Source organism: Marisediminicola sp. UYEF4, from assembly GCF_040546025.1.
Lineage (GTDB): Bacteria > Actinomycetota > Actinomycetes > Actinomycetales > Microbacteriaceae > Marisediminicola.
Genome location: NZ_JBEPNA010000001.1, coordinates 205,478 through 225,813 on the forward strand (window position 1 = coordinate 205,478; position 20,336 = coordinate 225,813).

General features: G+C 64.8%; 17 protein-coding genes. All 17 read left to right on the forward strand.

Translation table 11 applies throughout. The features are described from left to right. Positions 1 to 15 precede the first annotated feature (15 nt). The 17 genes from ABIB15_RS00985 to fusA all read left to right on the forward strand — a co-directional run bounded on the left by ABIB15_RS00985 (position 16) and on the right by fusA (position 20,288). Entirely contained in the window at positions 16 to 3,897 is a 3,882-nt protein-coding gene (locus tag ABIB15_RS00985; RefSeq protein ID WP_354474566.1) for a DNA-directed RNA polymerase subunit beta', read from the forward strand. Positions 3,898 to 4,270: 373 nt separating this feature from the next. Then, positions 4,271 to 5,932 carry a GspE/PulE family protein gene (locus ABIB15_RS00990; RefSeq protein WP_354474568.1) on the forward strand — a complete coding sequence of 554 codons (1,662 nt, stop codon included), beginning with the start codon at positions 4,271 to 4,273 and terminating at the stop codon, positions 5,930 to 5,932. 19 nt (positions 5,933 to 5,951) lie between these two features. Beyond that, positions 5,952 to 7,544 (forward strand): type IV pilus twitching motility protein PilT, encoded by a 1,593-nt coding sequence (locus tag ABIB15_RS00995; protein WP_354474570.1) that lies wholly within the window; start codon positions 5,952 to 5,954, stop codon positions 7,542 to 7,544. Between the two features lie 3 nt (positions 7,545 to 7,547). Further along, complete coding sequence (locus ABIB15_RS01000; RefSeq protein ID WP_354474572.1) at positions 7,548 to 8,780, forward strand: type II secretion system F family protein; 1,233 nt, start codon at positions 7,548 to 7,550, stop codon at positions 8,778 to 8,780. Between the two features lie 146 nt (positions 8,781 to 8,926). Beyond that, on the forward strand, positions 8,927 to 9,331 hold the full coding sequence (locus ABIB15_RS01005) for a type IV pilin protein (protein WP_354474574.1): 405 nt from the start codon (positions 8,927 to 8,929) through the stop codon (positions 9,329 to 9,331). 82 nt (positions 9,332 to 9,413) lie between these two features. Continuing rightward, entirely contained in the window at positions 9,414 to 9,836 is a 423-nt protein-coding gene (locus tag ABIB15_RS01010; RefSeq protein WP_354474575.1) for a hypothetical protein, read from the forward strand. After that, on the forward strand, positions 9,833 to 10,387 hold the full coding sequence (locus ABIB15_RS01015; protein WP_354474576.1) for a PilW family protein: 555 nt from the start codon (positions 9,833 to 9,835) through the stop codon (positions 10,385 to 10,387). The genes ABIB15_RS01010 and ABIB15_RS01015 overlap by 4 nt, the downstream gene beginning before the upstream one ends. After that, positions 10,378 to 12,033, forward strand: coding sequence for a hypothetical protein (locus ABIB15_RS01020; RefSeq protein ID WP_354474577.1), 1,656 nt, complete (start codon positions 10,378 to 10,380; stop codon positions 12,031 to 12,033). Before ABIB15_RS01015 ends, ABIB15_RS01020 begins: the two co-directional genes overlap by 10 nt. After that, a complete protein-coding gene (locus ABIB15_RS01025) occupies positions 12,033 to 12,854 on the forward strand; it encodes a prepilin peptidase (protein WP_354474578.1) in 822 nt (273 codons plus the stop codon). Before ABIB15_RS01020 ends, ABIB15_RS01025 begins: the two co-directional genes overlap by 1 nt. A 10-nt stretch (positions 12,855 to 12,864) precedes the next feature. After that, positions 12,865 to 13,902 (forward strand): type IV pilus assembly protein PilM, encoded by a 1,038-nt coding sequence (gene pilM, locus ABIB15_RS01030; protein WP_354474580.1) that lies wholly within the window; start codon positions 12,865 to 12,867, stop codon positions 13,900 to 13,902. Next, positions 13,899 to 14,648, forward strand: coding sequence for a PilN family protein (locus tag ABIB15_RS01035; RefSeq protein WP_354474581.1), 750 nt, complete (start codon positions 13,899 to 13,901; stop codon positions 14,646 to 14,648). The genes pilM and ABIB15_RS01035 overlap by 4 nt, the downstream gene beginning before the upstream one ends. Position 14,649: 1 nt before the next feature. After that, entirely contained in the window at positions 14,650 to 15,348 is a 699-nt protein-coding gene (locus tag ABIB15_RS01040) for a type 4a pilus biogenesis protein PilO (RefSeq protein ID WP_354474583.1), read from the forward strand. Positions 15,349 to 15,470: 122 nt separating this feature from the next. Next, a complete protein-coding gene (locus ABIB15_RS01045) occupies positions 15,471 to 16,511 on the forward strand; it encodes a hypothetical protein (RefSeq protein ID WP_354474585.1) in 1,041 nt (346 codons plus the stop codon). Then, a complete protein-coding gene (locus tag ABIB15_RS01050) occupies positions 16,489 to 16,929 on the forward strand; it encodes a DUF6121 family protein (protein ID WP_354474586.1) in 441 nt (146 codons plus the stop codon). Before ABIB15_RS01045 ends, ABIB15_RS01050 begins: the two co-directional genes overlap by 23 nt. 276 nt (positions 16,930 to 17,205) lie before the next feature. Then, a complete protein-coding gene (rpsL, locus tag ABIB15_RS01055) occupies positions 17,206 to 17,580 on the forward strand; it encodes a 30S ribosomal protein S12 (protein ID WP_055857271.1) in 375 nt (124 codons plus the stop codon). Next, positions 17,580 to 18,050: a 30S ribosomal protein S7 gene (gene rpsG / locus ABIB15_RS01060; protein ID WP_161885390.1), complete on the forward strand. Its 471-nt coding sequence runs from the start codon at positions 17,580 to 17,582 to the stop codon at positions 18,048 to 18,050. Before rpsL ends, rpsG begins: the two co-directional genes overlap by 1 nt. A 120-nt stretch (positions 18,051 to 18,170) precedes the next feature. Further along, on the forward strand, positions 18,171 to 20,288 hold the full coding sequence (gene fusA, locus ABIB15_RS01065) for an elongation factor G (protein WP_354474588.1): 2,118 nt from the start codon (positions 18,171 to 18,173) through the stop codon (positions 20,286 to 20,288). The last annotated feature ends 48 nt before the right edge of the window (positions 20,289 to 20,336 follow it).

The window sequence follows — 20,336 nt, forward strand, 5'->3', positions numbered from 1 at the left end:
GGAAAGAAGTAAACATTGCTCGACGTTCACGCGTTTGACGAAATCAAAATCGGTCTCGCTACCGCCGACGACATCCGTCGCTGGTCGCATGGTGAGGTCAAGAAGCCCGAAACGATCAACTACCGCACGCTGAAGCCTGAGAAGGATGGTCTCTTCGGAGAGCAGATCTTCGGGCCGAGCCGTGACTGGGAGTGCTCGTGCGGCAAGTACAAGCGAGTCCGGTTCAAGGGCATCGTGTGTGAGCGCTGTGGCGTGGAGGTCACCAAGTCCTCCGTGCGCCGCGAGCGCATGGGCCACATCGAGCTCGCCGCACCGGTCACCCACATCTGGTACTTCAAGGGTGTGCCGAGCCGTCTCGGTTACCTGCTCGACATGGCGCCGAAGGACCTCGAGAAGGTCATCTACTTCGCCGCGTACATGATCATCTCGATCGACGAAGAGGCACGTCACGCCGACATGCCCGGACTCGAGAACGAGCTCCGGCTCGAGATCAAGGCCCTCGAGGGACAGCGCGATTCGCGCATCGCCGAGCGCCTGTCACGTCTCGAAGTCGACCTCGCCGCACTCGAGGCCGAGGGTGCCAAGGCCGACCAGAAGCGTCGCACGAAGGATGCAGCCGAGAAGGAGATGGGTCAGGCTCGCAAGAGCTTCGACGAGCAGATCGCCCACCTCGAGCGCGTCTGGGACGACTTCCGTGGCCTCAAGGTCGGCGAGCTCAAGGCGGAGGATGCTGTCTTCCACGAGCTCCAGGACCGCTTCGGCATCTACTTCAGCGGCTACATGGGCGCCGAAGCGATCCAGAAGCGCCTGCAGGCGTTCGACCTGGCGGCGGAGAGCGAGTCGCTCCACCTCCAGATCGCCGAAGGCAAGGGCCAGAAGAAGATCCGCGCGATCAAGCGACTGCGCGTGGTCAACTCCTTCCTGCAGACCGGCAACTCGCCGGCCGCCATGGTGCTCGAGGTCGTCCCGGTCATCCCGCCGGAGCTGCGCCCGATGGTGCAGCTCGACGGTGGCCGCTTCGCAACCTCCGACCTCAACGACCTCTACCGTCGCGTGATCAACCGCAACAACCGCCTCCGTCGCCTCCTTGACCTCGGTGCCCCCGAGATCATCGTGAACAACGAGAAGCGGATGCTGCAGGAGGCCGTTGACGCGCTGTTCGACAACGGTCGTCGTGGCCGCCCCGTCACGGGTACCGGCAACCGCGCCCTGAAGTCCCTGAGCGACATGCTCAAGGGCAAGCAGGGTCGTTTCCGCCAGAACCTGCTCGGCAAGCGCGTCGACTACTCGGGCCGTTCGGTCATCATCGTCGGCCCGCAGCTCAAACTGCACCAGTGTGGTCTGCCCAAGCAGATGGCGCTCGAGCTGTTCAAGCCGTTCGTGATCAAGCGCCTCATCGACCTCAGCCACGCGCAGAACATCAAGAGTGCCAAGCGCATGGTCGAGCGTTCGCGTCCGCAGGTCTGGGACGTGCTCGAGGAGATCATCCGCGAGCGCCCCGTGCTGCTGAACCGCGCGCCCACCCTTCACCGTCTGGGTATCCAGGCGTTCGAGCCTCAGCTCGTCGAGGGCAAGGCCATCCAGCTCCACCCGCTCGTGTGTGCGGCGTTCAACGCCGACTTCGACGGCGACCAGATGGCGGTCCACCTTCCGCTGTCGGTCGAGGCCCAGGCCGAGGCGCGCATCCTGATGCTCGCGTCGAACAACATCCTGAAGCCGTCGGACGGCCGCCCGGTCACCCTGCCCACGCAGGACATGATCATCGGTCTGCACCACCTCACGACCCTCAAGGAAGGCGTCGTCGGCGAGGGCCGCGCGTTCTCCTCGGTCGCCGAGGCGATCCTCGCGTTCGACCAGCACTCGCTGGACATCAACGCGAAGGTGCGCATCCGTCTGTCCGACGTGGTCTTCGCCGAGGGGGAGGAGCCTGCCGGGTACGTTGCCGGCAAGACGATCACCACCGAGACGACGCTGGGTCGCGCTCTCTTCAACGAGACGCTCCCCGCCGACTACCCGTACGTCGAGGCCGTCACCGACAAGGGGCAGCTCTCCGCGATCGTCAACGATCTCGCCGAGCGGTACCCCAAGGTCGAGGTCGCCGCGGCGCTGGACCGCATCAAGGACGCCGGTTTCTACTGGGCGACCCGCAGCGGTGTGACCGTCGCGCTCTCCGACATCCTGACCCCGCCGAACAAGCGCGAGATCATCGGTGGCTACGAGAAGCAGGCCGCGAAGGTGCAGTCGCAGTTCGAGAAGGGCCTCACGACCGACGCCGAGCGTCGCCAGGAGCTCATCGAGATCTGGAACAAGGCCACCGCCGAAGTCGCCACGGCGATGGAAGCGAACATGCCCGAGAACAACACGATCAACCGCATGGTCACCTCCGGTGCCCGTGGGAACTGGATGCAGGTTCGCCAGATCGCCGGTATGCGTGGACTCGTGTCGAACCCGAAGGGTGAGATCATCCCTCGCCCGATCATCTCGAGCTACCGCGAGGGACTCTCGGTCGCCGAGTACTTCATCGCGACGCACGGTGCCCGCAAGGGACTGGCCGACACGGCCCTCCGTACGGCCGACTCGGGGTACCTCACGCGTCGTCTCGTCGACGTGTCGCAGGATGTCATCATCCGCGAGGACGACTGCGGCACCAGCCGTGGACTCAACCTCACGGTTGCGACGCCGGATGCGAACGGAGTGCTGGTCCTCGACCCGAACTTCGAGAGCACCCTCTACGCCCGCAGCCTCGCCGAAGACGCGGTCGACGCGTCGGGCAAGGTCGTGGCGAAGGCCGGCGACGACATCGGAGACGTTCTGATCGAGGAGCTCATCGCCGCCGGAGTCACGCACGCCCGGGTTCGCTCGGTGCTCACGTGTGAGTCCGCCGTCGGTGTGTGCGCGGCCTGCTACGGCCGTTCGCTGGCCACCGGCAAGCTCGTCGACATCGGTGAGGCCGTCGGTATCATCGCGGCCCAGTCGATCGGTGAGCCCGGAACGCAGCTCACCATGCGTACCTTCCACACGGGTGGTATCGCTTCCGCCGACGACATCACGCAGGGTCTGCCCCGCGTGACCGAGCTGTTCGAGGCGCGTACCCCCAAGGGTGCGTCCCCGATCGCCGAGGCCGCCGGACGCATCACGATCGAGGACACGGACCGCAGCCGCAAGCTGATCCTGACTCCCGACAACGGTGACGAAGCGATCGCCTACCCGGTGCTCAAGCGCGCGACCCTCCTCATCGAGGATGGCGAGCACGTCGAGCTCGGACAGCAGCTGCACATCGGCGCGATCGACCCGAAGGAAGTTCTCCGGGTTCGCGGTGTTCGTGCGGTTCAGGAGCACCTCGTCGGTGGAGTGCAGGGTGTCTACCGTTCGCAGGGTGTACCGATTCACGACAAGCACATCGAGGTCATCGTTCGCCAGATGCTCCGCAAGGTCACCGTCGTCGACCACGCCGACACCGACCTGCTGCCGGGTGAGCTCGTTGACCGTCTCAAGTACAACGAGATCAACCGCGCCGCGCTGACCGAGGGCAAGAAGACCGCCTCGGCCCGCCAGGAGGTCATGGGTATCACAAAGGCCTCGCTCGCAACAGAGTCGTGGCTGTCGGCCGCATCCTTCCAGGAGACCACGCGTGTTCTCACGCAGGCCGCCATGGAGGGCAAGTCCGACCCGCTCATGGGTCTCAAGGAGAACGTGATCATCGGAAAGCTGATCCCGGCCGGAACCGGTCTCCCGAAGTACCGCAACGTGAGCGTCGAGGCGACGGAAGAAGCCAAGGCCGAGCGCTACCCGAACCGGATCTTCACCGAAGAGTCCGTGTTCAGCGAGTCCGACCTGTCGTTCGTCGACTTCGAGAGCTTCAGCTCGGACGACTACACGCCCGGTACCTACCTGTAACCAGTAGTCCGCACCACGAAGGCCCCCGCAGAAATGCGGGGGCCTTTCGTGTTTCGCGGAGCCCCGTGTGACGCTCATGCGCACGCTGTTCAGCCCCGCGGGCGTAATCGCACCAGCATGAGTGAACAACACCCGCGCGAGCCGCACAGGGCCGGTTTTGACGGGGTCGCTGCGCGACCTGCTCTACCTGCGACGGGGCAGAAGCGTGCACAACGTGACACTGCCCCCGCGTACCCCCACCTTGCGGGTATGGTGCCGTGCCCGATCAACCGGTTAGCTAGGAACTCAAGTGGGTATACACGAACGTTGTCCCCCATATGCTGACGCCAGACCCGAATTCTGGCGGGGCTGAACTATAACCCAAGGGGGATCTGTGGCTTACCTGACAGACATCCTCATCGTTCGCGGTGTACTGCCGATCGAGCACCTCGACAACCTCTCGGCAGACGAAGACGACGAACCACTCGTTCGTGCTCTCGTCGCCCAGGGAATCGTGTCTGAGGCGCAGTTCGCGTCCGCGCTCGCTGAGAAACTGAATCTTCCCTTCGTCGAGCTGGTTGAGTACCAGGTCGACCGCGTCGCCATCAGCGTCGTTCCCGCGAGCGTCTGCCGCCGCTACAACGTGCTCCCGATCGCCATCGAAGACGGCCGGATGCTTCTCGCGATGGTCGATCCCGGAAACGTGTTCGCCCTCGATGATGTGCGCGCAGCCGCGCGGATGAGCGTCATGCCGGTCGTCGCGGAGAAGGTCGACCTGCTCGCCGCGATCGAGCGCTACTACCGCGCCGACGGCGAGCTGAGCGACCTCACCAACGCCCTCGAAGAGGAGAGCGGCCCGGTCGACACCGATGGCCTCGGCGACGCCGTCGACGACGATGTGCCGATCGTGCGCTTCGTGAACCTCATCGTCAGCCAGGCCATCCAAGACAGGGCATCCGACATCCACATCGAGCCGGCCGAACGCGACCTGCGCGTGCGCTACCGCATCGACGGCGTGCTGCACGAGATGCAGCGGGCGCCGAAGTCGATCCAGAACGGCGTGATCTCACGGCTGAAGATCATGAGCGACATCGACATCGCCGAGCGTCGCAAGCCTCAGGACGGCCGCATGTCGGTCATGCACGCCGGCCGCAAGATCGACCTCCGCGTTGCGACACTGCCCACGGTGTGGGGCGAGAAGATCGTCATGCGAATTCTCGACAACGCCGAGTCCGACATGAAGCTCAGCGACCTCGGCCTGCTCGAGCGCAACGCCGAGGCGTACCGCAGCTCGTACACGAAGCCGTACGGCATGATCCTCGTTACCGGCCCCACCGGTTCGGGTAAGTCGACGACGCTCTATACGACGCTGCACACCGTCTCGCGTCCGGAGATCAACGTGATCACCGTCGAAGACCCGGTCGAGTACCGCATGGCCGGCATCAACCAGGTGCAGGTGAACCCCAAGGCCGGGCTGACGTTCGCGAGCGCGCTGCGCTCGATTCTGCGTTCGGACCCGGATGTCGTGCTGCTGGGTGAGATCCGCGACCACGAGACCGCGCAGATCGCGATCGAGGCCTCGCTCACCGGCCACCTCGTTCTCTCGACCCTTCACACCAACGACGCCCCGAGCGCCGTCACCCGGCTCACCGAGATGGGGATCGAGCCGTTCCTGGTCGGCTCCGCGCTCGACTGCGTCGTTGCTCAGCGCCTCGCGCGCCGGCTCTGCAGCCGCTGCAAGGTGCCCTACGAGCCCGAGGCGAAAGACCTCATCAATCTGCGGGTCGGCTACGACCCGTCGACACCGGTTCCGACTCTTCACCAGCCGGTCGGATGCACGCACTGCTCGAACACGGGCTACCGCGGACGCATCGCCATCCACGAACTCATGATCGTCTCGGAGGAGATCGAGAGGCTCGCCGTCGCCCGGGCATCCGCGGCCGACATCGCACGGGCCGCACGCGAGCAGGGGATGCTCACGCTGCGGGAGGACGGCTGGTCGAAGGCGAAGCTGGGATACACATCGATCGAAGAAATCTTGAGGGTAGTGGCCTAGGCCACGGGGGGAAATGACTATGGACAAGCCTGTGTACGAGATTCCGGTGACCGGGGGCAACAAGTCGTGGGGCTTCCCGCCGCCGCCGGCCCACAGCGGCCCGGTGAGCAACGCGAACCCGCCCACCGACTCGGGCTATGGCGCCCCGGTGTACGAGCTGCCGGTCGTTGAGAGCAGCACCATGTTCGCGAAGCCGGTCTACACGCCGGCTCCCCACGAGGAGCCGAAGTTCGAGATCCCGGCCGCTCTCGTGCCGGCGGTGCTCGCGCCGCCGCCCGTGTACGAGATGACCGACGAGGAGGTCCCCGTCGCCATGCCCGTCTACACCCTCTCGGCTGCCGATGAACCGGACTACCAGCCGCCGCGCCCACAGATCGTCGACGAGGCGGTCATGCCGCCAACCCTCGCGTTCCCGAACCTCGACGAGGCGAACACGCGCTCCCGCCGCCGCGCCGTCATCCCGACCACCGACGGACCCGACCCCGACCTGATCCTGGCGCTCGAAGAGGTGCTGCGCACCAACGCATCCGACCTCCACGTCACGACGAACGCACCGCCGATGCTGCGCATGGACGGCGGACTCGTGCCCGGGGCCTTCACGACCCCGTGGAACATCGACAAGGTCACCTCGGCGCTGCGCAGCATCCTGACGCCCGCGCAGGCGGAGACGTTCGACACGCTCCTCGAACTCGACTTCGCCTACACGATTTCGGAGAACGCGCGCTTTCGGGTGAACTTCTACCAGCAGCGCGGCGCGATCGGCGGGGCGTTCCGCATCATTCCGACCGAGATCAAGCAGCTCGCTGATCTCGGCGTTCCCGACACGGTCGCCCAGTTCGCCAAGCTCGCCCGCGGCCTCGTGCTCGTCACCGGCCCGACCGGGTCGGGCAAGTCGACCACGCTCGCCGCGCTCGTCGACCTCGTCAACCGCACGCGCGCCGACCACATCATGACGGTCGAAGACCCGATCGAGTTTCTGCACAGCAACCACAAGTCGCTCGTCAACCAGCGCGAGGTCGGCAACGACACCCACAGCTTCGCGGCCGCGCTCAAGCACGTGCTGCGCCAGGACCCCGACGTGATCCTGGTCGGCGAGCTGCGCGACCTCGAGACCGTGTCGGTCGCGCTGACGGCGGCGGAGACCGGGCACCTCGTGTTCGCGACCCTCCACACGCAGGATGCCGCCCAGACGATCGACCGCATCATCGACGTCTTTCCGCCGCACCAGCAGGGCCAGGTGCGGGCGCAGCTCGCCGCCACCCTGCAGGGCGTCGTCTGCCAGACGCTCATCAAGAGAGCGAGCGGCAAGGGCCGAGTCGTCGCGACCGAGGTGCTCGTGGCCACGCCCGCCATCAACAACCTCATCCGCGAGGGCAAGACCTACCAGATCAGCTCGTCGATGCAGGCCGGTCGCGAGCACGGCATGTTCACGATGGACCAGCACCTCGCCGAGCTCGTCAACAGTGGCCAGATCACCGTGCGGGCGGCGTATGAGAAGTGCCACGACGACGAGACGCTCAAGCGCCTCATCTCCCGACAGGAAACCCAGGACGGTGGCGGCATGACCGGCGGCATTGATTTCGGCGACCGCTACTCCGCCGGGCGCGAGTAGGCCATGGCTACCGCCACCAGCTTCGCCTACAAGGGGCGCGACTCGTCGGGAAAAATCGTCAAGGGCAAGGTGGATGCCGCCAGCGAGACCGCCGTCGCCTCGCGGCTGCGGACTATGGGTATTGCGCCAACGTCGATTGCTCCGGCGGGGAGTGGGGCCGGTCTGAACAAGGAGATCTCCCTCGGCGGGCTATTCGAGAAGCGGGTTGGTCTCAAGGACCTCGCCGTCATGAGCCGGCAGATGGCCACCATGATCTCTGCCGGTCTTTCCTTGATCAGGGCGCTGACGATTCTCACGGACCAGAGCGAGAATCTGACCCTGAAGAAGACGCTCGACCGGGTTCGGTTGGACGTCGAGGCCGGCGCATCGCTATCTGAGGCGTTCGCGAAACACGAGGTGATCTTCCCCCCGCTCATGATCAACCTCGTTCGGGCGGGCGAGACGGGCGGTTTCCTCGAGGGATCGCTGGAATCGATTGCTGACAACTACGAAAAGGAAGTCAAGCTGCGCGGCACCATCAAGTCGGCGATGACCTACCCCGTGGTGGTTCTCATCATGGCCCTGCTGGGCGTCGTCGGAATGCTGATCTTCATCGTGCCGGTGTTCGAGACCATGTTCGACGGCCTGGGGGGCACGCTTCCGTTGCCCACCCTCGTCCTCGTCTGGCTGTCGGGCATTTTGCAATGGCTCGGCCCTGTGCTCGTTGTCGTGCTCGTCGCGTTCTCGTTCTGGTGGGCGAGGAACAAGAACACCGAGCGGGTGCGCAAGGTCGTCGATCCCATCAAGCTCAAGCTGCCGGTCTTCGGCGCGCTCATGACCAAGATCGCGATCGCGCGATTCACGAGGAACTTCTCGACGATGATGAAGTCGGGCGTGCCCATTCTGCAGGCGCTCTCGATTGTGGGTTCGACCTCCGGCAACTATGTGATCGAGAAGGCGCTGATCGCGGTGCAGGAGTCGGTGCGCCAGGGAAAGACGGTCTCGGGACCGCTCTCCGAGGAATCGATCTTCCCGTCGATGGTCACCCAGATGATCTCGGTGGGGGAGGACTCGGGCGCACTGGAGACGATGCTGGGCAAGATCGCCGACTTCTACGACCAAGAGGTCGAATCCACCACCGAGCAGCTCACGGCACTCATCGAGCCGCTCATGATCGCCTTCATGGGCGTCGTGCTCGGCGGCATGATCGTGGCGCTCTACCTGCCGATCTTCAGCATCTTCACTCTCATCGAATAGGCCGTTGTGCCCCGTGTTCTGGGGGCTGTTTCGCCCCGTAGGGGGGATACACAGCCTTGGGGCCGGCTGTCAGAGTTGCTCTCAGGGGGCACACAACCGGGGGCCACCTGTTCATCACTTCACACATCACAGGATTGGAACCGCACATGCTTTCACTCACCAAGGCCTTCGAGGCTCGCAACGAGCGCATCAGGAACGACGAAAAGGGCTTCACCCTCATCGAGCTCCTCGTCGTCGTGATCATCATCGGCATCCTCGCCGCGATCGCCATCCCCGTCTTCCTCGGCCAGCAGGACAAGGCGAAGGACTCGGCTGCGAAGTCCGACCTCGCCAATGCAAAGGTTGCCTACGTCAGCTACCTGGTCGACGAGCCGCTCGGGACCACCGATATTACGCTCCTCGACTTCGTGAAGTCGTCGAACGTGGCGTCGGTCACGATCGCGAGTGGCGTGGGTCCGGCATTCTGCATTGATGCGGTCAGCACGAGCACGGGTGATAAGCCCTTCTCGATCACGAACACTGGCGGCGTTGTTGCCGGGGCTTGCGTCTAGTCAAAATCGAGTAGTCGACGGGGCGCCCTACGGGCGTTCCGTCGACTTTTCATCTATCGACGTGCAGACGAAAGGAGAACCGATGACACCCGCTGTGCGCGAGACGCAAATCCGCGAAGCTGGCATCGGCCTCGTCGAGATCATCATCTCGATGTTCCTTCTTGCCCTTCTCGCCACAGCCTTTCTGCCGATTCTCATCCAGGGCATGAGCACGTCGGTGCGAACCACCACAATCGCCACCGCGAGCCAGCTCGCCGGCCAGCAGCTCGACAAGCTTCGCGAGCTCGGCACGACCTGCTCCGAAGTCAGTGTCTTCGACGACGCCATACCGGCAGCATCGACCGACGAGCGCGGCACCGTGTACCAGCCGCACCGCCAGGTCGCCGCGTGCCCCACAACTTATCCGGGAGTCGTCAGCGTGCGCGTCTGGGTCACCCGAACGGGAGTCACCCAGCCGCTCGCCGACGCCACGACCCTCTTCTACGTCAAGACGGCGGCGCCGTGAAGGACTCGGACGACGGTTTTACTCTCGTCGAACTTCTCGTCTACATTGGCCTGTCCGTTGTCGTGCTGCTCATCGTCGGCGGCATCTTCCTCAACTCGGTCAATGCCGAGCGCACGGTGCGCGGAGTCAACAGCGCGACCAACACGGGCCAACTCGTGGCCCAGTCCGTGACCAACGGCGTGCGCAACTCGAGCAACATCAATCTCACCGCCCCGTCGTCGGGCACCCAACTGCTGATGACCCGCTCGGTCGGCTCGGCCGCGGCGCCCGTCTGGGCGTGCAACGCCTGGTACTTCGGCAACGGCGAGATCCGGTGGAAGCAATCGGCAACGGCCATTGCGGCTCCCACCGCAGCGCAGCTGGCCACCTGGACCGTGCTCAACGCCGACGTGAAGGTTTCCGGCACTGCTCCGGTATTCGCACTGACTGCCCGGCGAATCGACCTCACGTTCGAATCCAAGAACGGCACCAGCAAAGCGGTTCTCATCAAGACGTCGGCATCCAGCCGGCAACCACCACCAGCAGGAGCGGACAGCCCGATATGTTTCTGAACCTGAACCGACTATTCCCTCAGCGCGACGAGCGGGGCAGCACCATGCTCGCGGTGTTGGGCCTCGCGCTCGTCACGAGCGTGATCGGCGTCACCGTCGTCACCGCCACGATCAACGGCCTCGGCGTGACAAGTTCAACGCGCGCGGGGGTTCAGGCGAGAGCCGCCGCGGAGGCAGGCGTGGATCGTGCGCTGGTCGCCATCCAGAGCGGATGCGTGACCACGTTCGAGTCGACCACCGTTCCGCGTTACAAGTACGAACTCAAGCACTCCATCAACTCGGTCAACCCGATCTGGGTGACCGGATGCCCGACGAACGCGGCCACGCTGATCAAGATCACGGCCACCGGCTACGCCGCGAATACGACGGTCACCGGAGCGTCGCCGAGCGACAGCCGCACAGTCGAAGCCGTCTACGCGAACGTGCCGATCTACGTGCCCGCACCGGCAATCCAGCCCGCCGTCTACGCCTACACGATGGAGGGCGTCTTCAGAAACTTCGTGCTCAACTCCTCGAGCGCGAGCATCGCGGCTGACGTGCAGATCAAGAACGGCAACGTCGTGTGCGAAAACGGCGCGACAATCGACGGCAGCGTGCTCCTGGCCAACGGCTACATCGAGCTCAATCGATGTGACGTCAACGGCGCAATCCATGTGTCCAAGTACGTCGACATCGGCGGGACCGGCACCGTGGTGAAGAAGGACGTCATCGCACTTGGTCAGGGCGTCGCGGCAGGCAGCGATGTCGTCAAACTGAGGAGCGGAATCGGAGAGGTTCGAGGAAGCGTTAATTCTGCGGGAAATGTGCAGATTGACGACCTCGTGCAGGGGAGCGTCTCGCTTCCGGGAACATCCAGCAACTCGGTCAAGGTCGGTAGTGGCGGCCGTGTGCAGGGCAACGTGGTATCGAGCGGCACGGTCGCCGTCACCGGAAGCGGTGCCATCGATGGCACGACGAGCACCAACTTCACCGGGCTTGCGCCGCTGCCGATTCCGAGGGTTCCGGACTGGACCGACATCCCATACCCGCACCCGACCGCGTGGAACGGGTACACCGTGCTCACCTGGCCGTCGACCAGCAGCTGCAACATCGGCAACTCGAATGCCTTCTGGGACTCCCTCAATGCACAATCGGCCAGCCTCGGCAACATCGTGGTCGATGCCCGCTCGTGCGGTGCTGCTGGCCTGGACTTTCAGAACAACATCCGAAACATCCAGTTGAGCGCAAACATCACTTTCATCGCCTGGAAGTTCAACGTCGACAAGCTCGTCGCCACCACCAACTCGTCTGCCACCCGCTACCTGTGGTTCATGGTTCCCGACAACTACACCACTCCGGCCGGGCAGCCGACGTGCCCGGCCGTCGTCAACCCTGCCACCCCGGTCGGAACCATCACCCTCACCAACGAGGCAGACATCGCGCCGACCATCGCCGCGATGGCCTACACACCGTGCAAGATCATCAGCGACCGCAACAACTGGCGCGGGCAGCTCTATGGCGGAACCATGGAGTTTCGGCAGCAGGCGCAGCTCACCTACGTGCCGGTGGGAGTGACCGGGGTGAACTTCGACGCGAGCCTTCCTCCCATCCTCGTGCTGACCAGCTCGAAGCTGGGTGGCAGGGTGAGCTTTCGAGAGCTGAGCTGATGATCGCGGTCGGCGTCGGGGTTTTCGGTAGCCTCATTGGATCGTTTCTCAATGTGGTGATCTTCAGGGTGCCGGCCGGGCGATCGATCGTGTCGCCGCCGAGTGCCTGCGGAAGCTGTGGCGCTCGAGTGCGACCCCTCGACAACCTGCCTGTCGTTTCCTGGCTGGTGCTGCGCGGCAAATGCCGTGATTGCCGTGCTCCGATCTCCGCGCGCTACCCGTTGGTCGAGCTGGGAACAGCCCTGTTCTTCGCCGCGGTCGCGTGGTTCGTTCTCGCCACGGTGGCAACCGGAGCTGGCGGAACGGCACAGATCGTGGCGACGATTCTCGCGCTCGTGGCGTTCTTGTATTTCGCCGCAATCAGCGTGGCCCTTGCCCTCATCGATCTCGACACCCAGCGCCTGCCCAACAGCATCGTGCTGCCGGCCTACCCGGTCGCAGCGGTGCTGCTCACGGCGGCCGCGCTCACCGCGGGTGCGCCGGAGCGGCTGCTCACGATGGCGGTCGGTGGACTCAGTCTCTTCGTGGCTTACTTCGCGATGGCAAGCCTGTATCGAGGCGGAATGGGATTCGGTGACGTCAAGCTCGCCGGCGTCATCGGACTCTTCCTCGGCTGGCTGGGCTGGGGTCCGCTCGCGGTGGGCGCGTTCGCCGCCTTTCTGCTCGGTGGACTCTTTAGTCTGGTGCTCGTGATGACGCGCGGCGCGACCGGCCGCACCGCCATTCCGTTCGGCCCCTGGATGATTGTGGGGGCTTGGGTGGGGATTTTTGCTGGAGAACAGATCGCGACCGCGTATCTGGCACTGTTCGGATTGGTCTAGGGGGAACGACGTGGCGACACGAATAGTCGGACTCGACATCGGCAACGAGGTGCTTCGCGGCATCGAGCTGGAGTATGTCGCAAAGAAGCGGCCGGTGGTGATGCGCTATCACGAGGTCACTCTGCCGGAGGGCGCTGTCCGCAACGGCGAGGTCGTCGAGGAGAACACGGTCGCGACGGCCCTCAAGCAACTGTGGGCCGAGGGCAAGTTCCGCACCCGCGATGTCGTGATTGGACTCGGCAATCAGAAGGTGCTGGCGCGCGACCTCGTCGTGCCGCGTGGTTCGATCGAAAGCATCCGCGAAGCGCTGCCGTTTCAGGTTCAGGATCTGATCCCCGTACCCGTCGCCGAGGCGCTGCTCGACTTCTACCCCGTCGCCGAGGTCGCCAGCGAAACGGGGCCTGCCGTCAGTGGGCTTCTGGTGGCTGCGGTCAAGGCATCCGTGCTGGCCAACGTCAACGCGGTGCGCAAGGCGGGCCTGTGGCCGGTCGACGTGGACCTCATCCCCTTCGCGCTGCAGCGCTCGATAGGCGCCGACATCCCCGGCACCGCCGCGGTGATCGACATCGGCGCGACGACCACCAACATCGTCATCTCCACCGGTGGTGTGCCCCAGTTTGTGCGAATCATTCCGGCAGGGGGCGACGACCTGACCCGCGCACTCATCACTCGACTCGGTATCGACCGCGAGCTGGCCGAACGGGTCAAGGCCGGCATCGGCATGGCGAACGGGAGCGTGCTGCCCGAGAACCGACCGGCGGTCGAGGTGATCTACGAGGTCACCAGGGAGCTGCTCAACAGTTTGCGCAACACCCTGAACTATTTCGCGAATACTCGAGAAAATCGGCAGGTCGAGCACGTCGTGCTCAGCGGCGGGGCGGCCCGCCTGCCTGGCTTCGCCGAGACGCTGGCGTCGATGACCTCGATGACCGTCACCATCGCCGACCCCTTCGCGAAGGTCCAACTCGGCAAGGATGCCAAGCAGCTGGCGGGCTCGCCCGCACGCGCAGCAGTAGCACTCGGACTCGTCCTGGGGAGGGCAGCATGACCGCGACAGCCCAAGCGCCGGCCAAGGAGGCACAGGAGCCTCAGACTCCAAAGGCGTCCAAGGCACCGAAGTCCTCGTCCGGGCGGAAAGCGGCTTCCGCACCGCTCGCGATTGGCGGCACCCCTCGCGCGGACCTGCTGCCACCCGAAGTCAGGGCCGCCTACAAGGGCAAGGCTGTGGTGCGGATGCTCGTCATCCTTGTCGTGACGGTGGCCGTCATTGTGGCGGGCGGCGTCGGGTACGCGACCCTCCGCTCGATCACGAGCCAGACCGTGCTGCAGCTCGAACGCGACCGCAGCCTGGATCTGCTGGCCCGCCAGCTCGATTTCGCCGAGGCCAGGCAGATCGCCAACAAGGTCGACGCGGCCATTGCCGCGCGCGCTCTGGCAACCACAACCGAAATCGATTGGAGAGCCTACCTCGACGAGGTCAGCACGACACTGCCCGATGGAGTAGGGCTGACCCAGTTGGTGATTGCCCCCGTCGTCGCGGCCGAGGGAGCGGAGGCGGTCGAAAATCCGCTGCAGCAGGCAGCGGTTGCCACGATCACCATCACCGCGACGAGCGTGACGGTGCCGGATGTCGAGGCCTGGTTCGATGATCTCGCCGGCATCACGGGTTTCGCGGGAATCGCCCCGCCCGCCACAGTGGCGGGCAGCCCGGCGGACGGCTACATCGTCAGCCTCGAACTGCTTGTGAACGACGAGGCCTACTCGCTGCGATTCCAGAACGAAGAGGAGGAGTGACATGACGATCACTCGATGGTGGACCGCAGGAGCGGTACTCGTGATGGCATTGCTCGTGGCACTCGGCTGGATTCTCGGCATGGAGCCGCAGCTCGCCGAAGCGCGCGCCGCCGATGAGGAACGCGTCGGCGTCGAAACGCTCAATGCGACGTATGAGCAGACTCTCGTCAAACTCAAGGAACTGGATGAGGACCTTCCCGCACTCACCCAGCAGCTCGACGAGTTGGAGGCTGCGCTTCCGCCGGATGCCCAGGTCTCCACCCTGCTCGGACAGCTGAACGCCTTAGCTGCCGAGAGTGCGGTAGAGCTGACATCGATTACGGCTGGGGTCCCCGAGAAGTTCGGCGCAGCCGCCGAAGCCGCGGCGGCCCTGGCACCTGTGGAGGCACCGGCGCCCGAGGAGAGTGACGACACTGCGGCGGTCGCTCCCGACACAGAAACGGTCGCTCCCGACACAGAAACGGCCGCTCCGGCACCGGAGAACTTCGTCGCGGTGCCCATCTCCGTCGAGTTCACCGGCGATCCCGTGGCACTCCTGGCGTTCGTTGAGAAGGTGCAATACGGCACTCGTCTCTTTCTGGTCGAGGCGCTCGACATCACCTATGACGGCGGTGGCGGCAAGGTCAAGATCGACGGGTTCGTTTACGTGCTCACCGATCCCCCGGCCGCGGACGAGACCGCCCCGGCAGAAGGCGACTAACGCACCCGCAGAAGGCGACTAACACCGCGGCAGCGCGCGCCCACGCGGCGGGGTGACACTCCATTGGTAGGCTGATCCTGATCCGGCAGCAATGCCACCCAGTTACTTAGGAGTGTCATCCCGTGAGCGAAGACCGCAACGAACCAGCATCCAACACGCCGCCGCCGCTCGTACCGCCGCCGGTGCGCGCTCCGGAGACCCGTTCAGACGAGACCGTTTCTGGCGAGAAGACGTCGGTCGATGCCGAGCGTGACTCGGGTCTCAGTGTCGACGAGCCGGTTTCGGCGCGCGCCGACAACAACTCCGCAGAACAGACCCCCGTGGTGTCGTCGGACGACTCGCGCTTCGCGCCTGACGCCTCGCGCAACACCGGCTCGGTGCCGGCCGCGACGGGCGAGCGCGACGTCACGAACGACGTCAGGAACTCCGACACCGAGCGGACGGTTGCCGCCCCGCCCGTCGTCGCGAGCGAAACCGCTGCCCAGCCCGTCGCCCACACCGCCGCCCAGCCCACCGCCGTGGTCCAGCGCGACGAGCCGACCCGCGTGCAGCCGACCGTTCCCACGGTGCCCGCCGCGCAGCAGCCGGAGCGCATCTTCGTGCCGCCGGCGCCCGTCGCGCCCAAGCGCAAGGGCAACCGCGGAATCGGCTCGCTCATCGCAGTCGTGTCGGTCGTCATCTTCGGCATCCTCTACGCGCTCGTCGCCACGATCATCGTCGCGATTGCCGCCCCCGGTCAGAACCTGCTCACGACCCTGACCCGCTTCCTCACCGACCCGGTGTTCTACGTTCCCGGCATCCTGTTCGTCGTCGGGTTCGTCCTCGTCGTGCTGCTCGTGAACCGCGCCGCCTGGTGGGCCTTCGTTCTCGGCAGCCTCATCGTCGGAGCAATCGTCTACTTCGGCACGATCGGCGTGCAGCTGCTCACCGAGAACGTTGTCGCGATGACCCCGTCCGCAGCGGCGGCCGCATTCGCCGCCTACGCCGTCAACCCATTCGTCATCGCCGCGGCGCTCGTCGCCCGCGAGACCTCGATGTGGATCGGTGCCGCGATCAGCTCGCGCGGACGCCGCATGAAGGAGCGCAACCTCACCGCGCGCGACGAGTACGACAAGGCGACCGCCGCACACCGCGCGGAGTATGACCGCTCCTACGCCGCCTGAGCCGCCCGGCCGCGGGCTCCTGGCGCTGGGTGCCACGGTGCTCGCGGTCGCGCTGCTCGTCTTCGTCGGTGGGTTTCTCAGCCTGTTCCTCGACCGCGACCTCGTCGAGCTGCCGGATGCCGGAACGCTTGTCGGCCCGGCCATGGCGGTCGCAACCTGCGGCGTCGTGTTCTCCTTCGTGTTCCGGCGGCTGCCGCACAGCCTCGGGATGCGCGCTGGCTCGGCATCGCTCTGGGCGCTCATCGCCTCGCCGGCGGCGGGCTCGATCGTCTACTCGATCGTGCGGGAAAACCTCGCCGTGATCCCCGTGTTCTTCGGCACCTACCTGCTGAGCCCCTTCGTGATCTCGTCGGCCCTGATCGCCGGAGTCGTGGTGGGTCTCGCCGGCCTGGCGGAACGCGCGCGGCCAGCATCCTGAACCCCGTCGTCATTTGACCGCGACGCGTGCACGGGCTAAGGTTTACCGGTGTGCGTTTTGCCGTGCGCTCGTAACGAAACACTAGTTGCGGGCCGCGAGAAACGCTCTCCATGTTGGGCAACATTCAGCCCCCACGGCATACCCACCGGCGAAAACAGAGGCCTCCTCTGTGTTCACCAGTCGGGTCCATCTGAACTCGAACCGCGCGGTGACGCACGTGCTCGAATGCGAAACAAGCAACAACTGTCACCGTGCAGTCATCACAAGGAGTATGTAGTGCCAACCATTCAGCAGTTGGTCCGGAAGGGTCGCACCCCTAAGGTCGTCAAGACCAAGGCGCCCGCCCTCAAGGCCAACCCCCAGCAGCGCGGTGTGTGCACCCGCGTCTACACGACCACCCCGAAGAAGCCGAACTCGGCTCTGCGCAAGGTCGCTCGTGTCAAGCTGAGCAACGGTACCGAGGTCACCGCCTACATCCCCGGCGAGGGACACAACCTGCAGGAGCACTCGATGGTGCTCGTCCGCGGCGGACGAGTGAAGGACCTCCCCGGCGTGCGTTACAAGATCGTGCGCGGCGCGCTCGACACCCAGGCAGTCAAAAATCGTAAGCAGGCGCGTAGCCGCTACGGAGCGAAAATGGATAAGAAGTAATGCCACGTAAAGGACCAGCACCGAAGCGTCCCGTAGTTGCGGACCCGGTCTACGGAGCCCCCATTGTCAGCCAGCTTGTCAACAAGATTCTTCTTGATGGCAAGAAGGGCCTCGCCGAGCGCATCGTCTACGACGCCCTCGCCGGAGTCTCGACCAAGAACGGTGCGGATGCCGTCGTCACGCTGAAGAAGGCGCTCGACAACGTGCGCCCGACCATCGAGGTCAAGAGCCGCCGCGTCGGTGGATCGACGTACCAGGTGCCGGTCGAGGTCAAGCCTCACCGCGCTAACACGCTTGCCCTCCGCTGGCTCACCACCTACGCCAAGGGTCGTCGTGAGAAGACCATGACCGAGCGTCTCACCAACGAGATCCTCGACGCGTCGAACGGTCTCGGCGCCGCAGTCAAGCGTCGCGAAGACACCCACAAGATGGCCGACGCTAACAAGGCCTTCGCGCACTACCGCTGGTAACCACCGCTTCTCGGGCAATCGCACAAGCGGTTGGCTCGCCGAAGCGCCGAGGGAGCCTGACACCGAGGTCTCAGGCTCCCTCACCCAGCACTCACATCCACAATCTTTCGGAGGAACTCCGTGGCACAAGACGTGCTCACCGACCTGAACAAGGTCCGCAATATCGGCATCATGGCTCACATCGATGCGGGCAAGACGACGACCACCGAGCGCATCCTGTTCTACACGGGGATCACTCACAAGATCGGTGAAGTTCACGACGGCGCAGCCACTATGGACTGGATGGCGCAGGAGCAGGAACGTGGCATCACGATCACGTCTGCCGCGACCACCTGTTTCTGGAACAAGCACCAGATCAACATCATCGACACCCCCGGCCACGTCGACTTCACCGTCGAGGTCGAGCGTTCGCTGCGCGTGCTCGATGGCGCCGTTGCCGTCTTCGACGGCAAGGAGGGCGTTGAGCCCCAGTCGGAGACCGTCTGGCGCCAGGCCGACAAGTACGACGTGCCCCGCATCTGCTTCGTCAACAAGATGGACAAGCTCGGCGCCGACTTCTACTACACGGTCGACACCATCATCAAGCGCCTCGGCGCCAAGCCCCTCGTCATCCAGCTCCCGATCGGGTTCGAGAACACCTTCGAAGGTGTCGTCGACCTCGTCGAGATGCGGGCGCTGACCTGGCGCGGAGACTCCAAGGGTGACGTCGAGCTCGGCGCGAAGTACACCATTGAAGAGATCCCGGCCGACCTCGTCGAGAAGGCCAACGAGTACCGTGCGGCCCTCATCGAGGTTGTCGCCGAGACCGACGACGTGCTCCTCGAGCGCTTCATGAACGGCGACACCGACTTCACCGTCTCCGAGATCAAGCACGCGATCCGCAAGCTCACGGTCAACAGCGAGATCTACCCGGTGCTCTGCGGCTCGGCGTTCAAGAACCGTGGCGTGCAGCCGATGCTGGATGCTGTTGTGGACTACCTTCCGACGCCGCTCGACGTTCCTGCCATCGAGGCACACGACACGCGCGACGAAGAGAAGGTCATCCTGCGCCACCCGGACTCGACGGAGCCGTTCTCGGCCCTCGCGTTCAAGGTCGCGGTTCACCCGTTCTTCGGTCGCCTTACCTACATCCGCGTCTACTCCGGTCGTGCCGACTCGGGTGCGCAGCTGGTCAACTCGACCAAGGGCAAGAAGGAGCGCATCGGGAAGATCTTCCAGATGCACGCCAACAAGGAAAACCCCGTCGACTCGGTCACCGCCGGCCACATCTACGCGGTCATCGGCCTCAAGGACACCACGACCGGCGACACCCTCTGCGACCCGCAGAACCAGGTTGTCCTGGAGTCGATGACGTTCCCGGAGCCGGTCATCGAGGTGGCCATCGAGCCGAAGACCAAGGCCGACCAGGAGAAGCTGGGTATCGCTATCCAGAAGCTCGCCGAGGAAGACCCCACGTTCCGCACCGAGCAGAACCAGGACACCGGCCAGACGGTCATCAAGGGAATGGGCGAGCTTCACCTCGACATCCTCGTCGACCGGATGAAGCGCGAATTCAACGTCGAGGCCAACGTGGGCAAGCCCCAGGTCGCGTACCGCGAGACCATTCGCCGCATCGTCGCCAAGCACGACTTCACCCACAAGAAGCAGACGGGTGGATCGGGACAGTTCGCTAAGGTCCAGATCTCGCTCGAGCCGCTCGAAGTCACGCCTGACAAGACGTACGAGTTCGAGAACAAGGTGACCGGTGGTCGCATCCCGCGCGAGTACATCCCGTCGGTGGATGCCGGAATCCAGGATGCCCTGCAGGTCGGCATCCTCGCCGGGTACCCGATGGTGGGCGTCAAGGCGATCCTGCTCGACGGCGCGGCGCACGATGTCGACTCGTCGGAAATGGCGTTCAAGATCGCCGGCTCCATGGCGTTCAAGGAAGCGGCCCGCAAGGCCGACCCCGTTCTGCTCGAGCCGCTGATGGCCGTCGAGGTGCGCACGCCCGAGGAGTACATGGGCGACGTCATCGGTGACCTCAACTCGCGTCGTGGACAGATCCAGTCGATGGAAGACGCCACCGGCGTCAAGGTCGTCCGGGCCAACGTCCCCCTGTCGGAAATGTTCGGTTACGTCGGTGACCTGAGGAGCAAGACCTCGGGCCGCGCCGTGTACTCGATGACCTTCGACAGCTACTCCGAGGTGCCGCGCGCGGTTGCCGAGGAAATCGTCCAGAAGAACAAGGGCGAGTAACACCCACGAATTAGGGCTCAATAGCCTTTCTAGTAACATCAATACAAC

Bases quoted from the DNA above. Each gene is read 5' to 3' on its own strand.
- rpsG (WP_161885390.1), top strand. From the start codon at position 17,580: ATGCCACGTAAAGGACCAGCACCGAAGCGTCCCGTAGTTGCGGACCCG.
- ABIB15_RS01010 (WP_354474575.1), top strand. From the start codon at position 9,414: ATGACACCCGCTGTGCGCGAGACGCAAATCCGCGAAGCTGGCATCGGC.
- ABIB15_RS01000 (WP_354474572.1), top strand. From the start codon at position 7,548: ATGGCTACCGCCACCAGCTTCGCCTACAAGGGGCGCGACTCGTCGGGA.
- ABIB15_RS01050 (WP_354474586.1), top strand. From the start codon at position 16,489: ATGACCGCTCCTACGCCGCCTGAGCCGCCCGGCCGCGGGCTCCTGGCG.
- ABIB15_RS00995 (WP_354474570.1), top strand. From the start codon at position 5,952: ATGGACAAGCCTGTGTACGAGATTCCGGTGACCGGGGGCAACAAGTCG.
- ABIB15_RS01040 (WP_354474583.1), top strand. From the start codon at position 14,650: ATGACGATCACTCGATGGTGGACCGCAGGAGCGGTACTCGTGATGGCA.
- ABIB15_RS01020 (WP_354474577.1), top strand. From the start codon at position 10,378: ATGTTTCTGAACCTGAACCGACTATTCCCTCAGCGCGACGAGCGGGGC.
- ABIB15_RS01025 (WP_354474578.1), top strand. From the start codon at position 12,033: ATGATCGCGGTCGGCGTCGGGGTTTTCGGTAGCCTCATTGGATCGTTT.
- ABIB15_RS01035 (WP_354474581.1), top strand. From the start codon at position 13,899: ATGACCGCGACAGCCCAAGCGCCGGCCAAGGAGGCACAGGAGCCTCAG.
- ABIB15_RS01005 (WP_354474574.1), top strand. From the start codon at position 8,927: ATGCTTTCACTCACCAAGGCCTTCGAGGCTCGCAACGAGCGCATCAGG.